The organism is Streptomyces prunicolor NBRC 13075 (assembly GCF_000367365.1).
Lineage (GTDB): Bacteria > Actinomycetota > Actinomycetes > Streptomycetales > Streptomycetaceae > Streptomyces > Streptomyces prunicolor.
This window is the reverse complement of sequence record NZ_BARF01000085.1, coordinates 136,841-149,094: the sequence shown is the minus strand read 5'-3', so window position 1 is coordinate 149,094 and position 12,254 is coordinate 136,841. Positions and strand designations below refer to the sequence as shown.

Below are 12,254 nucleotides of genomic sequence, written 5' to 3'. Positions count from 1 at the left end.
CACGGAACGATCACCGTACCGGCGCGGATCCCCGCTGACTAGGCGTTTCCCGCATCCTCGTCCGCGTACGAACCGTAGGTCGGGCGGCCCGCCAGGTCGTACGACTGGATGGAGACGCCGGTGCTGGTGACGCGCCCTCCCGTGTGCCGGAAGGCCATGGGCGCGGTGCCCTCGGGGAACAGGCGCAGGCCGCTGCCGAGCACGACCGGGAAGGTCACCAGGTGGAGCGTGTCGACGAGGCCGAGCGCGAGGAGGGACCGGACGAGGGCGCCGCTGCCGTGCACCTGGAGTTCGCCGTCGGTTCGCTCCTTGAGGTCGCCGACCTCCTTGGCGAGGTCGCCGCTGAGCACGGTGGTGCCGGCCCAGGAGGGGTCGGTGAGGGTGGCGGAGGGGACGTACTTCGGCAGGGCGTTCAGCTTGGCGGCGATCGGGTCGGCGGGGTCGGTCTTGTGCGGCCAGTACCCGGCGAAGATGTCGTACGTACGGCGGCCGAGCAGGTACGCGCCGGAGCGGTCGAAGACCTCGATCACGAAGCGGCCGAAGTCGTCGTCGCCGTAGACGAAACTCCAGCCGCCGTGCTCGAAGCCGCCGCGGGTGTCCTCTTCGGGGCCGCCGGGAGCTTGGTAGACGCCGTCGAGGGTGATGAAGAGGGTGGAGACGAGCTTGCCCATGTCGGGTGCCTGCTTCCTGGTGCGGGAGCGGATGGTGTCATCAGCTCAGACCCCGCGGGCCCCCGCAACTCATCGGTCTTCTCATCAGTCTTCGCTACGGCGTCTCTCGGTCTTCGCTACGGCATCTCAGCCCGCGTGGGTCGAGAACATGCCGCCCGTCGGGCCCTGCTTGTCGCCGCCCTGGGCCTTCTTCAGGGCGTTGGCGAGGCTCTCGATGGTGAGGGACTGGAGGATGACGCGGCCGTTGCCCTCCAGGGTGGCCAGGGACAGGCCCTCGCCGCCGAACACTGCGTTCATCAGGCCTTGGCGGTTGAGGCCGCCGATGCGCTGGACGCCGTACTGGACGCCCTCCTCGAAGGCGACGAGGCAGCCGGTGTCGACCTCGATGCGGCCACCGAAGTCGGCCGGGTTCAGGTCGATGAAGTTGCCCGCGCCGGCGATGATCACCGTGCCGTGGCCGGTGAACTTCTCCAGGACGAAGCCCTCGCCGCCGCTCATGCCGGTGCGGCCGCCCTGGAAGGCGATGCCGAACTGGACGGTGGACTCGGCGGCCACAAAGGCGTCCTTCTCCGCGAACCACGCGCGCGTGCCGTCCAGTTCCAGGGCGCGCATCTCCCCGGGGAGCACGCCCGCGAAGCCGACGGTGCCCTCGCCGCCCTGGGAGGTGAAGTACTGGAACGCCAGCGACTCACCGGCGAGCGCGCGCTGGCCGACCTGCATGGCCGTGCCCATGGCTTGCCGGAGCATGCCGCCCATGCCGCCGCCTGCGCCACCGGCGCCCTGTTGCTGGGCGCCGCCGCTCGACGGGCCGCCGAGGCGGGTCTCCATGGTCACGTTCGTCGTCTTGAAGAGGAACTTTCCGGCCTCGCAGTACACGGTCTGGCCGGGGTTCAGGTTGACGACCGCCATCTGCATGGCGTTGCCGACGATCTCTTGCTGAAGGGTCACGAAGGAAGAACGTAGCGGGTGGCCGTCTCGGTTCCGAGTGCGGGTGGCTTGTGGCGGCCTGCGTTGGAGAGGCGCCGGACGGGCTGAAGATCAGCCCCTCCGGCATGTGGCAGCGTGCGTCAGCCGCCCAGCTCCTGGTGCCTCGCCGCCAACCCCGCCGCACCCTGCTCTGTCAGCGAGCCGAACAACCGCAACCGCGAGATCCCGCCATCGGGATAGATGTCCACGCGTGCGTGCGTCCCGATCGCCGGAGTGGGGAGGACGAAGCGGTGGTTCGTGTCGGGCTGGAGGCGGGTGCGCGGGAGGATCTCGGTCCAGTCGCCGGTCTCGCCGTCCCGTACCGACACCGACGCCCAGCCCGCGCTGTTGCCCTTCAGGTACGCCGTGTCGATCTCCACGGCGCGGATCTGGGATTGGGCGGCCAGGCGGTAACGGATCCAGTCGTTGCCCTGGTCGCGGCGGCGGCGGGTTTCCCAGCCGTCGTCCATCTTGCGGGAGCGGCCGGGCTGGATGGTGTTGCTCGCGGGCGAGTAGAAGAGGTTGGACGCGTCCTCGGCGCCGCCGCCGTTCTCCAGGGCGACCACGTCGAAAGTACCCAGCGCCGCAAGCCAGTTGGGGTCGGGGACGACCTCGCCGTAGACCCGCAGGCGCGCGATGCCGCCGTCGGGGTGCTGGTTGACGCGGAGGTGGGTGAAGCGTTGTTCGGTCGAGATGAAGAAGCCGTTCGCCGCGTGGCCTCCCACCGGCGTGCGCGGCACCAAGGGCGTCCACTTCACGTCGCCCGAAAGGAGGTCCTCGGGGGACGGAGAACCCGGTACCGACGTGCCCTCCACCGACACCGCCTGCGGGTAGTTGCCCCGGAAGTGGGCCGTGTCCACCACGATGCCCCGGATGACGCCGGGGGCCCCGAGGCGGACCAGTGCCCAGTCGTGGTCCTCCGCCGTCGGCCAGGGGTGGTCCGCCGAGGCGCCTCGGCGGCGGCGGGTCTCCCAGCCGTCCATGATCTTGCCCTTGTGGCCGAAGTGCTCGGGGTCGAACTCGGCGGGCCCGGGTACGAGGAGGTTCTCTCGCTGGGCGAAGAACTCGTCGTTGGCGGCGATGACACCGGCGCCCAACTGCCGGTCGGCGAGGTTGGCGTACTGGGTGAAGGGGAAGTCGGCCGTGCGGTAGTCCGCGTACGGGTCACCGCCTCCGTAAGGATTCGCGTCGCCGGTGAAACTCGGAATCGCCGTCACTGCTGTGTCTGCCTTTCGGAAGTGGGCCGCTGCGGGTGCGGGAGGGGTGAATCAGGGGGTACGGGTCAGGAGTTGGCCCTTCGGGTCGGTGAACTCGCCGTCCAGCACGATGCGTTCGCCGCGCAGCCAGGTCGACTTCACGACGCCGCTGAGGGTCTTGCCGGCGTACGCCGTGACGCGGTTGCGGTGCTGGAGGGCGGCCGGGTCGACGGTGAACGTCTCGTCGGGCGCGAGGACCGCGAAGTCGGCGTCACGGCCCACCTCGATGGCGCCCTTCTGCTCAAGTCCCGCCAGCTGTGCGGTCCTTGACGACATCCAGCGGACCACGTCCGCCAGGTCGTGGCCGCGCTTGCGGGCCTCCGTCCACACCGCCGCGAGGCTCAACTGGAGGCCGGAGATGCCGCCCCACGCGGTGGCGAAGTCGTCGGTCTTCAGGTCGGCCGTCGATGGCGAGTGGTCCGTCACCACGCAGTCGATCGTGCCGTCGGCCAGCGCCTGCCACAGCAGGTCCTGGTTGGCGGACTCGCGGATCGGCGGGCAGCACTTGAACTCGCTTGCCCCGTCCGGGACTTCCTCCGCCGTGAGGGTCAGGTAGTGGGGGCACGTCTCCACCGTGATGCGGACGCCCTCGGCCTTGGCGGCGGCGATGAGGGGGAGCGCGTCCGACGAGGACAGGTGCAGGACGTGCACGCGCGCGTTGAGGCGCTTCGCCTGCGCGATCAGCCCCGCGATGGCCGTGTCCTCGGCGTCGCGCGGGCGGCTGGCCAAGAAGTCGGCGTACTTGGGGCCGCCCTGCTGCGGGGCCGCTTCGAGGTGGTGCGGGTCCTCCGCGTGGACGATGAGCAGGCCGTCGAAACCGGCGATCTCGGCCAGGGACAGGGCGAGTTGGTCCTGGTCCAGGTGCGGGAACTCGTCCACGCCGGACGGGGACAGGAACGCCTTGAAGCCGAAGACACCGGCGTCGTGCAGCGGGCGCAGGTCCTTGACGTTGTCGGGCAGGGCGCCGCCCCAGAAGCCGACGTCCATGTGGGCCTTCTCCGCGGCGACTTGCCGCTTCGTACGGAGGTTGTCGACCGTCGTCGTCGGCGGGAGGGAGTTGAGCGGCATGTCGATGAGCGTGGTGATGCCGCCGGCCGCCGCCGCGCGCGTGGCGGTCCAGAAGCCCTCCCAGTGGGTGCGGCCGGGGTCGTTCACATGCACATGGGTGTCGACCAGGCCGGGCAGCAGGACGTCGTCGCCGAAGTCCTCGAGCCGTGCCCCGGGCGGGACTTGGGCGTCGTACGGGAGGACGGCCGTGATCTTTCCCCCGGCGACCGCGACCGCCGCAGCGCGTGTCCCCTCGGGAGTGATGACACGTGTGGAGCGCACCACCAGTTCAGCGTCGGACACCCGGACCCCTCTCTCTGCCGCCGTCGTCACTTCCGTTGCTTCCGGGAAACGGGATTTACTTCCACGTAACGGAATTCAACGTTCTGTTGAAGGAGTCTTCACTTCCGCTCCCGTACCGTCAAGGGCACACATCTCCACGATGCGCCACACGCGCACACTCTGGACGTTTCCACAAAGCGGAATTAAACTTCCGGCAAGCAGAACGTAGCTACGCACAGGCGGGGAGTCAACCGACCCCCGGGTAGGCTTCAGCCCTTCCCGCCCGTGCCGAAAGGAACGCGCCGTGCCGCCGTCCAGCGTGAGCAGCACCGACTCCACCAAGTCCACCACGGGCGGTGTCCAGTCCCTGGAGCGCGCCTTCGACCTGCTGGAGCGGATGGCCGACGCGGGCGGTGAGGTCGGCCTGAGCGAGCTCTCCGCGAGCAGCGGACTGCCGCTCCCCACCATCCACCGCCTGATGCGCACGCTCGTGGTCTGCGGTTACGTCCGTCAGCAGGCGAACCGCCGGTACGCCCTCGGCCCGCGCCTGATCCGCCTCGGCGAATCCGCGTCCCGGCTCCTCGGCACCTGGGCCCGCCCCTACCTCGCCCGGCTGGTCGAGGAGACAGGCGAGACGGCGAACATGGCGCTGCTCGACGGCGACGAGATCGTGTACGTCGCGCAGGTGCCGTCCAAGCACTCGATGCGCATGTTCACCGAGGTCGGCCGGCGCGTCCTGCCGCACTCCACCGGCGTCGGCAAGGCTCTGCTCGCCAACACCCCGGACCACGAGGTGCGCGCACTGCTCGCCCGGACCGGCATGCCCGCGGCGACCGAGAAGACGATCACCACGGCGGACGGTTTCCTCGCGGCGCTGGAGGACGTGCGCCGCCTCGGCTACGCGATCGACGACAACGAGCAGGAGATCGGCGTCCGCTGCCTCGCCGTGTCCGTGCCCAACTCCCCCACGGCGGCGGCGATTTCGATCTCGGGTCCGGCGGGCCGGGTCACCGAGGCGGCGACCGACAAGATCGTGCCGGTGCTCCAGCAGGTGGCCGGCGAGCTGTCGGAGGCACTGGCCAGCCAGAACCCCGCGTGAGCGCCGTGCAGTTCTGGCCGGGCCGGTACACCGACCGGCACGGCAACGAGGCCGTCGTCTTCGAGTCGGACGGCAGGGAGTCGATCCGCACGACGATCCGGGGTGTCCGCTTCGAGGGCGACAGCATGGACGACCTCGGCGCGCTCGGCGGCGAGCCACCGGAGGCCCCGTTCACCTTCTTCGACGGGGCGCTGTGCGCCTGCCTCCTGGAGTGGGAGGTGCCGATGCCCGTCACGGTCGAGGGGCAGGGCGTACGGACGGCCGCCCTGGACTGCGCGCTGTGGCTCGGGGCGCCGGCCGGACCGGGCAAGGGCCTGGAATACGAGAGGCTGTTCACCATCCTGCGCCTGGACGGGCAGGAGCACCTGACCACGGAAGACCATGGCACCTTCGAGGAAGCCCTGAACGACCTCCAGCGCTGGCTCCTCCCCGCAGGCGTACGGCTCCGGGCCTGCGTCGCGTGCGCCTGGTCCGACTACAGCCCGGCGGGCAACGGGCTCATGGCGGGGCTCGCCTGTTTCCGTGACGCCAAGGACCGCTACCGCCAGGTCGACGGCAAGCACGGCCCGACGGGCATCTTCGCCGTCTGGCAGGAACTCACCGAGTTCGTCCAAGAGACCTGGCTGTGCGGGGAGTTCGAGCACCGGGCCGGGGACACGGGCTACCGGGGATCGTTCCCGGCGCGCCCCTTGTCGTGAACTAGCCCTGCCCGCCCCGGGGTTGACCGAACAGGTCCACGGCGTTGCGTACGTCCGTCAGACCCCTGGCGAGTGCGCTCACCGAGCCGATCGCGCCGGCGATCAGGAGCAACGAGCGGCGCAGGCGCGGGATTTCGGGGGTGCCGTCGATGGTCATCGCGGCCAGCGCCGCGAGTTCGTCCTCGGCGATGACACGGTCGGGGAACTCGGCCGGATGCGCGGCCAGTTCGCGGCGCAACCGGGACACCGCGGTCCGCAGTTCCGCCACCCTCGGATCCTCGTCGCTGCCGGTCAATGACCTCTGCCCCAAGCTCCGCAACACAGCTCTCCCCCCTCGCACGTCGTCGTGCGCAAGAACTTTGTGATCCCGCCGCGCGCACCCCGCAACACTGGTCGGGCGCCGAGGGACGCGGGCCAGTAAACGCCACCCGGTACGGGGTGCGCCACTCCACGGACCGAAATTAAGTCTGAGGATTCCCTGCGGTCGCCGCCCGGTCAGGTATGCAGGAGACATGACGCGAAACGAAGACCAGGTCGCGGGGCTGCTGCTCGCCGCGGGCGGCGGCCGACGGCTCGGCGGGCGACCCAAGGCGCTGCTACGACACCGGGGGCGGCCCCTTGTGGAGCACGCGGTCGGGGTCCTGCGCGCGGCCGGCCTGACCCGCGTCCACGTGGTCCTGGGAGCGCAGGCCGACGCCGTACGGAAGCGGGCGGAGCTGGCCGGGTGTGTGCTCGTGGAGAACCCGGAGTGGGAGCAGGGGATGGGGTCCTCGCTGCGGGCGGGGCTCGACTCGCTCGCGGGTACGGGGGCGCGGGCGGCGCTCGTGTCGCTCGTCGACCAGCCCGGAATCGGCGCGGAGGCGGTGGCGCGGGTGCTGGCCGGGTTCACGGACCAGGACTCGCTCGTCTCGGCCGCCTACGACGGGGTACGCGGACATCCGGTGCTGTTCGGGGCCGCGCACTGGGCAGGTATCGCCGAGAGCGCGACCGGGGACCGGGGGGCGCGGGCGTACCTCAAGGCGCACGCGGACGCGGTGGCGCTCGTCGAGTGCGGGGATGCGGCGGAGCCGTACGACATCGACACTGAGGCGGACCTCGTCCACCTTGAGTGAGCGGAGTGGCACTGAGCGCCACTTTGGCTTGATCCGGAGAATCTCGACGTCAACAAACCATTGAACTTCCACGATGAGGAAACTAGTATCCACTGTTCAGAAGCGCCCGACGGCCCCTCGGGTGCTCCCCGTCCTACCCGGGTCACCTGGCACCCGGTGCCTCGCTCGCTGAAGGAAGTGACAGTTCATGTCCGCACCAGCGCCGTCCTCGCCGGTCGTCGTCGACGCCGAACCCCTGCCCCGGCAGGACGAGGTCCTCACTCCCGGGGCCCTCGCCTTCGTGGCCGAGCTGCACCGCCGGTTCACGCCCCGCCGGGCCGGACTCCTCGCCCGCCGGGCCGAGCGCCGTGCGGAGATCGCCCGCACCTCCACCCTCGACTTCCTCCCGGAGACCGCCGCGATCCGCGCCGACGACTCCTGGAAGGTGGCCCCCTCTCCCGCCGCCCTGAACGACCGGCGGGTCGAGATCACCGGCCCCACCGACCGCAAGATGACGATCAACGCCCTCAACTCGGGCGCCAAGATCTGGCTCGCGGACTTCGAGGACGCCTCCGCGCCGACCTGGGAGAACGTCGTCACGGGCCAGCTGAACCTGATCGACGCCTACACCCGCGCGATCGACTTCACCGACCCCAACTCCGGCAAGGCGTACGCCCTGAAGGCCGAGGACGAGCTGGCGACCGTGGTGATGCGGCCGCGCGGCTGGCACCTCAACGAGCGGCACCTCCTGGTCGACGGCGAGCAAGTCCCGGGCGCCTTCGTGGACTTCGGGCTCTACTTCTTCCACAACGCGCAGCGACTGCTGGACCTCGGCAAGGGGCCGTACTTCTACCTCCCGAAGACCGAGTCGCACCTCGAAGCCCGGCTGTGGAACGACGTGTTCGTCTTCGCGCAGGACTACGTCGGCATCCCGCAGGGCAGCGTCCGCGCGACCGTGCTGATCGAGACGATCACCGCCGCGTACGAGATGGAGGAGATCCTCTACGAACTCCGCGACCACGCCTCGGGGTTGAACGCGGGGCGCTGGGACTACCTGTTCTCCATCGTGAAGAACTTCCGTGACGGCGGGCCCAAGTTCGTCCTCCCGGACCGCAACGCCGTGACGATGACGGCCCCGTTCATGCGGGCGTACACCGAACTCCTCGTCCGCACCTGCCACAAGCGCGGGGCGCACGCGATCGGCGGCATGGCGGCGTTCATCCCGTCGCGCCGTGACGAGGCGGTCAACAAGGTCGCGTTCGAGAAGGTCAAGGCGGACAAGGACCGTGAGGCCGGCGACGGTTTCGACGGCTCCTGGGTCGCCCACCCGGACCTGGTGCCGATCGCCATGGCCTCCTTCGACGCGGTGCTCGGCGACAAGCCGAACCAGAAGGACCGGCTGCGCGAGGACGTCGACGTCAAGGCCGCCGACCTGATCGCCGTCGACTCGCTGCACGCCAAGCCGACAAACCCGGGGCTCGTCAACGCCGTTCAGGTGGGCATCCGTTACATCGAGGCGTGGCTGCGCGGGCTCGGTGCGGTCGCCATCTTCAACCTCATGGAGGACGCGGCCACCGCCGAGATCTCGCGCTCGCAGATCTGGCAGTGGATCAACGCGGGCGTCGAGTTCGAGAACGGCGAGAAGGCGACTCCCGAGCTGGCACGCAGGATTGCCGCCGAGGAGCTGGATAACATCCGCGCCGAGATCGGCCCGGACGCCTTCGCCGCGGGCCACTGGCTGCAGGCCCACGACCTGCTCCTGGAGGTCGCGCTCGACGACGACTACGCGGACTTCCTGACCCTGCCGGCGTACGAGCAGCTCAAGGGCTGAGGATCAACTTCCGCAAGGAGAAGCTCATTTGTCCGAGTGGCCCAGGGACTTGTCCGGGGCCACTCGGTCGCGTACGAGCTGCTTCACGGCCGTCGGCTCCGGGAAGCCCTGTACGCGGCGGTCCCACACGATCTCGTCGTTGACGCGGACGACGAAGACACCGCCGGTGCCGGGCTTCAGGGACAGTTCCGTCAACTCGGTCTCGAAGGTGGTCAACAGCTCCTGCGCCAGCCAGGCGGCGCGGGGCAGCCAGCGGCACTGGGTGCAGTATTCGATCTGAACTCGTTGGGTCATCCGAGTCGTCTTCCCGTCATCATCCGAGGTGTACCGACCAATCCTGTTCCGCCGCCGGTCTGCCGTGCAGGTCGGGGACCCGCTTGAGCCAACTCGGGCGGCCCTGCTGTGTCTTCGCCGCGCGGAGGGCATCCTCGGCGGCGCGTTCCTCCCGGCTGGGGAAGTCGGTGGGGAGCCAGGCAGCGGAGGCCTTCACGCGCGCGTGGAGGTAGGCGACGTACGCCTCCCGTACGGCCTCGGGTGTCGCGAAGCCCGGTTCGCCGGCGAGCCAGGCGTCCGGTACCTCGGCCGCGATGCGGCGCAGCAGGTCCTCGGTCACCCTGGGGGCCAACTCGGCGTCGGCGGCCCGGGTTTCGGGGCTGTAGTGGCCGAGGGCGTGGTGGCGGAAGTCGTAGGCCTTCGTGGGGTCGGCGGCGTCCCAGCGGTGGTGGAAGACGAGGGCGGCGCCGTGGTCGATGAGCCACAGGCGCGGGGGTGCGATGCCGAGCGTGGGCCAGATCATCAGGTTCGAACTGTGCACCGTGCGGTCGACGTTGACGGTCAGCGCGTCGAGCCAGACGATCTTCCCGGCCTCCAGCGGGTCGACCGTACAGCGCGCGGCGACCTCCGGGGTGAAGTCCTGGGCGCCCGGCAGAAAGTCCATGCCGAGGTTCAGGCCGGCGCTCGCGCCGTGCAGGTCCCGTACTTCCTGGTGGGGCTCCTCGTCGGCGATCTCCGGGTCGAAGTCCACGAGCACCAGCTCGGGGAAGCGCAGCCCCAGGGCACGAGCCAGCTCCCCGACGATCACCTCGGCGACCAGTGCTTTGCGGCCCTGCGCGGAGCCGGTGAACTTGACGACGTAGGTGCCGAGGTCGTCGGCCTCGACGAGTCCGGGGACGGAACCGCCGGAGCGCAGGGGCTCGACGTAGCGGGTCGCGGTGACCTCTCTCAGCACTTTCTCAGGCCACCTCACTCTTCACCCTTGCAATCCACAGTCGACCCGCGGGGTGCCGAGGAGTGGATATTGCCCGCCCTCAGCCCTGGGGAGAATCTGGGGAGTTTCGACTGGCATGCGGATCTCCCTGCCTCCCCAGCAGTCCGTCGATGGCCGTGCGGCCCTTGCTTCCGGCCTCCGGCATGAAGTGAGCATAGTAACCAAGGGTGATCGCCGGCGACGAGTGTCCGAGCCACCGAGCCAGGGTCACGACGGACTCTCCCGCCTCCAGCATGATGGAGGCATAGGTGTGCCGCAGCACGTGGAAGCCGTCCTTCGGCGCCGCCTCCCACTGCCACTTCTTCGCCCCCTTGGCGCGTGGCGGGATGATGCCGGCCTTGGCCAACGCGGGCTTCCACGTGTAGGTGTTCCACGTGTTCACCGCAATGGCGTTGCCAAATCGCGTGGTGAGCAAAAGGGAGAACTTCCTCCGCTGCCCCTCCGGCTTCCCCCACGGGAGTTCCACCTCCACCGGCGGAAACACTTCGACATGACGCTTGAGTTCCTCGGCCACTGAGGGGGGCATGTCGACGACGCGGGTCTTCTTCCCCTTCGGCAAGGCGAAGTACAACCTCCCCTTGATCGCCTGGACTTGGCGGCGGACATGGAGGACACCTCTCGCGTAGTCGATATCCTCCGGGCTCAAGCCGAACACCTCGCCCTGGCGAAGTCCGCACCCCAGACCGAGGACGACGGTTATCCGGTTGCGCGGGCTGATGACGTCGCGGACTCGCAGCGCTGTCCCCAGCAGCCAAGCCTCACGGCGCTCCTGAGTCGCCTTGGGCCACCGCACGGACTTCGCGTGCATCGGGTTGCTCGCGAGCCGCTTGTCGTCAACAGCCGCCTCCAGAATGGAGGAGAGCTCGGACAGGATGCCGCGCTGGTAGTCGACCGAGGAGACGGTTGACTCCAACGTGGCTATGTACGCGCGCAGATCCGCCGCCGTGATGTTCCTCAGGGGCAGTCGGCCCAGGTGCGGAATGATGTGCAGGCGCGCTCTCCGCTCCTGGTTGTCCTGGGTCTTCGGAACACCACCTCTGCCCGGCGCCCAGTGCATCGCGATGTAGTCCGCCAGCGTGATGGATCCGTCGCGCGGGTCAACGAACTCGCCGCGCTCCTCGTCCGTAGCTGCCCGCCGAAGCCACGCCCTGGCATCCTCCAGGACCTCGAAGGATCGGTCCCGCACCCCGGGTATGCCGGCAGCCTTGTACCGCTGGTGTCTGGGCCTCGATCCAGGTTTTGAACACCTGCTTGGATCGGCCTTCGACCATGTCCAGCAGTCTCGACGGTTCGGTGGCGTCGCAGACCGGGGCGAGGTCGATGATGACGGTGACGAACTTGTCCCCGCGGCGGGTGTGGCGCCATGCGTGCTCATCCACGCGTACTCATCCACGCCTAGGACTTGGACACCGTCGAAGCGGGTCGGGTCGGCGATCAGTAACTGGTGGCCGGTCGTCAGGACGGCGTCGTTGACGGTGTGCCAGGACACCCCGAGCCCGGCGGCGATCCGGGCGGTCGACATCCGGTCGATGACGACACTCTTCAGCGCCCGCATCACCGCTTGCGTCGAGAGTTTCGCCCTCGGCGCGGCGGCCGCGGTCGTGTCTTGGTGCCAGACCTGCCCGCAGCCCGAACAGCGGGGTAGCGGCGGATGCGGACGTGCAGGATCGCTGCCCGCCAGCCGAGCGGGACGTGCGCCGGTCGGCGCAGCACACTGTCGCACGGCGCCCCCGGACGGCCGCAGGCATGGCACCAGTCATCAAGGTCGACCACTCGACAGAGCAACACCGCGTGGTCGGGATGCAGCTGTTGGCCGACCACTTCCAAGCCGAGGTCATCCAGCCGGCAGAACGTCGTCAGATCAGCAGGGCAGAAGGTAGCGTCGCGCACGTCGAGGTCTTCCAGATGAGCGGTGTAGAAACTTTCATCCTCGGAAGACCTCGGCCTCTACCCCCGGCGCCGACGCGCCAGACCGGTCTGCGCGGTTAAATGCGAAGAGCCGATGAATGTCGCCCGGATTCTCGCGCCTCGGGCGCAACCGCGGTC

General features: G+C 69.4%; 12 protein-coding genes and 1 pseudogene. 4 read left to right on the top strand and 9 right to left on the bottom strand.

What is annotated here, in order from left to right; genetic code table 11:
• Positions 1–38 precede the first annotated feature (38 nt).
• The 4 genes from SPR02S_RS36560 to allB form a co-directional block, all read right to left on the bottom strand.
• Positions 39–671, bottom strand: coding sequence for a dihydrofolate reductase family protein (locus tag SPR02S_RS36560; protein ID WP_019061977.1), 633 nt, complete (start codon positions 669–671; stop codon positions 39–41).
• Positions 672–797: 126 nt separating this feature from the next.
• On the bottom strand, positions 798–1,619 hold the full coding sequence (locus SPR02S_RS36555; protein ID WP_019061976.1) for an AIM24 family protein: 822 nt from the start codon (positions 1,617–1,619) through the stop codon (positions 798–800).
• 119 nt (positions 1,620–1,738) lie between these two features.
• Positions 1,739–2,854 carry an allantoicase gene (gene alc / locus SPR02S_RS36550; RefSeq protein ID WP_019061975.1) on the bottom strand — a complete coding sequence of 372 codons (1,116 nt, stop codon included), beginning with the start codon at positions 2,852–2,854 and terminating at the stop codon, positions 1,739–1,741.
• Between the two features lie 51 nt (positions 2,855–2,905).
• Positions 2,906–4,243 carry an allantoinase AllB gene (gene allB, locus SPR02S_RS36545; protein WP_019061974.1) on the bottom strand — a complete coding sequence of 446 codons (1,338 nt, stop codon included), beginning with the start codon at positions 4,241–4,243 and terminating at the stop codon, positions 2,906–2,908.
• A 283-nt stretch (positions 4,244–4,526) separates the two neighbouring features.
• Between allB and SPR02S_RS36540 the strand changes: the two genes are divergently transcribed.
• Complete coding sequence (locus SPR02S_RS36540) at positions 4,527–5,321, top strand: IclR family transcriptional regulator (protein WP_019061973.1); 795 nt, start codon at positions 4,527–4,529, stop codon at positions 5,319–5,321.
• Positions 5,318–6,019, top strand: a complete 702-nt coding sequence (locus tag SPR02S_RS36535; RefSeq protein WP_019061972.1) for a DUF6304 family protein — start codon at positions 5,318–5,320, stop codon at positions 6,017–6,019. The genes SPR02S_RS36540 and SPR02S_RS36535 overlap by 4 nt, the downstream gene beginning before the upstream one ends.
• A 1-nt stretch (position 6,020) precedes the next feature.
• On the opposite strand, the gene SPR02S_RS36530 is transcribed toward SPR02S_RS36535, so the two are convergent.
• Positions 6,021–6,341 (bottom strand): DUF5955 family protein, encoded by a 321-nt coding sequence (locus SPR02S_RS36530; RefSeq protein WP_026151181.1) that lies wholly within the window; start codon positions 6,339–6,341, stop codon positions 6,021–6,023.
• A 190-nt stretch (positions 6,342–6,531) separates the two neighbouring features.
• Between SPR02S_RS36530 and SPR02S_RS36525 the strand changes: the two genes are divergently transcribed.
• Together SPR02S_RS36525 and aceB are read left to right on the top strand one after the other, a co-directional pair.
• Positions 6,532–7,131, top strand: a complete 600-nt coding sequence (locus tag SPR02S_RS36525; RefSeq protein WP_019061970.1) for a nucleotidyltransferase family protein — start codon at positions 6,532–6,534, stop codon at positions 7,129–7,131.
• 187 nt (positions 7,132–7,318) lie between these two features.
• Complete coding sequence (aceB, locus tag SPR02S_RS36520) at positions 7,319–8,941, top strand: malate synthase A (RefSeq protein ID WP_019061969.1); 1,623 nt, start codon at positions 7,319–7,321, stop codon at positions 8,939–8,941.
• Between the two features lie 24 nt (positions 8,942–8,965).
• Here aceB and SPR02S_RS36515 read toward each other — a convergent pair whose 3' ends face one another.
• From SPR02S_RS36515 to SPR02S_RS65170, 4 genes and pseudogenes are all read right to left on the bottom strand, one after another.
• Positions 8,966–9,235 (bottom strand): Rdx family protein, encoded by a 270-nt coding sequence (locus SPR02S_RS36515; RefSeq protein WP_019061968.1) that lies wholly within the window; start codon positions 9,233–9,235, stop codon positions 8,966–8,968.
• A gap of 19 nt (positions 9,236–9,254) precedes the next feature.
• Positions 9,255–10,169, bottom strand: coding sequence for a HipA family kinase (locus SPR02S_RS36510; RefSeq protein WP_019061967.1), 915 nt, complete (start codon positions 10,167–10,169; stop codon positions 9,255–9,257).
• A 79-nt stretch (positions 10,170–10,248) separates the two neighbouring features.
• Positions 10,249–11,265: a tyrosine-type recombinase/integrase gene (locus tag SPR02S_RS57195; RefSeq protein WP_245607678.1), complete on the bottom strand. Its 1,017-nt coding sequence runs from the start codon at positions 11,263–11,265 to the stop codon at positions 10,249–10,251.
• 172 nt (positions 11,266–11,437) lie between these two features.
• Positions 11,438–12,098, bottom strand: a pseudogene (locus SPR02S_RS65170) (transposase); the annotation flags it as partial.
• Between the last annotated feature and the right edge of the window lie 156 nt (positions 12,099–12,254).

What these genes read in the sequence shown, in the direction of transcription:
- SPR02S_RS36560 (WP_019061977.1), bottom strand. Translation starts at nt 671, where the DNA reads ATGGGCAAGCTCGTCTCCACCCTCTTCATCACCCTCGACGGCGTCTAC.
- SPR02S_RS36525 (WP_019061970.1), top strand. Translation starts at nt 6,532, where the DNA reads ATGACGCGAAACGAAGACCAGGTCGCGGGGCTGCTGCTCGCCGCGGGC.
- aceB (WP_019061969.1), top strand. Translation starts at nt 7,319, where the DNA reads ATGTCCGCACCAGCGCCGTCCTCGCCGGTCGTCGTCGACGCCGAACCC.
- SPR02S_RS36515 (WP_019061968.1), bottom strand. Translation starts at nt 9,235, where the DNA reads ATGACCCAACGAGTTCAGATCGAATACTGCACCCAGTGCCGCTGGCTG.
- SPR02S_RS57195 (WP_245607678.1), bottom strand. Translation starts at nt 11,265, where the DNA reads ATGCACTGGGCGCCGGGCAGAGGTGGTGTTCCGAAGACCCAGGACAAC.